Origin of the sequence: Streptomyces sp. OR43, assembly GCF_008042275.1 — a bacterium.
In the GTDB taxonomy this organism is placed as follows: Bacteria; Actinomycetota; Actinomycetes; order Streptomycetales; family Streptomycetaceae; genus Streptomyces.
Map to the genome: position 1 here is coordinate 1 of NZ_RDBK01000089.1, position 1239 is coordinate 1239.

General features: G+C 78.8%; 1 pseudogene. It reads left to right on the forward strand.

Annotated elements, in window-relative coordinates:
- Positions 1 to 1239, forward strand: a pseudogene (locus EAO72_RS40965) (FHA domain-containing protein); the annotation flags it as partial.

Genomic DNA, 1239 nt, shown 5'->3' on the forward strand with positions numbered 1-1239 from the left:
GGCTGCTCGTCCGCCGCCGAGGCCCAGCGGGCCATCAGCGAGGCCGGGGTGGCGCGGGCGAGGCCCAGCTCGTCCAGGAGCCGGGCGGACGGCGGGAGCGCCACGGCCGCGCGGAGGCGCTGGTGGTCCGCCTCGGCACGACCGACCGGGCCGACCTGCCCGCCGTGCCGGTGACGGTGGGGCTGCGGGAGGCCGGTTCCCTCGGGCTCGCCGGGCCGCGGGAACGGCTGGCGGGGCTCGCCCGCTCCACCGTGGCCCAACTGGCCGCGCTGCACTCCCCCGCCGATCTGGAGATCGTGCTGATCAGCACGGACCGGGCGCGCGGCGCGGACGAGCGGCGGCGCGAGTGGGCCTGGCTCGGCTGGCTCCCGCATCTGCGGCCGATGCACGGCCAGGACTGCCGGCTGCTGCTGGCGTACGACCGCGAGCAGGCGGTCGCCCGGACGACGGAGCTGGTGCGCCGGCTGGACGAGGGCCCGCTCGGCCCCGGCTGGGCGAGCCTCGATCCCGGCACGGTCGCCGAGGCCGCCCGTCACTACGAGGGTCCGTTCACCGTGGTGGTCGTCGACGGCGACCCCGGTTCCGCGGTGCTGCGCGAGAACACCGCCCGGCTGGCCGCCGCGGGTGCGGCGGCGGGCATCCATCTGGTCTGTCTGGCGGAGACCCCGGCCGCCACCCCCACGTCACCGGTCGCCGCGACCTACGAGGCGGCCTGTCATGCCTCGATCGCCTTCCGCGAGTGCGGGGCCGTGGCCATGCTCAGCGGTGACGTGGCCACCGCTCTGCGGCTGCTGCGCACTTCGGGCGGGCAGGCCGCCGGCCACGGCACGGTCGCCACGGTGGACGCGGTCTCGGCGCACTGGGCGGAGCGGTTCGCACGGGCACTGGCCCCGCTGCGGGCCGAGGGTTCGACCGCGTTGCCGGGCCACCGCGCGGCCGTGGCGCTCCCGCCGTCCGCCCGGCTCCTGGACGAGCTGGGCCTCGCCCGCGCCACCCCGGCCTCGCTGATGGCCCGCTGGGCCTCGGCGGCGGACGAGCAGCCGGGGGCGACGGTCCGCGGCGCGGGCAGCTGGACGGGCGCCGCGGGAGCCGTGTCCGACGACGGCCGCGGCTCGGCCCGCACCGCGCACCCGGTCCGTGCTGATCAGCACGATCTCCAGATCGGCGGGGGAGTGCAGCGCGGCCAGTTGGGCCACGGTGGAGCGGGCGAGCCCCGCCAGCCGTTCCCGCGGCCCGGCG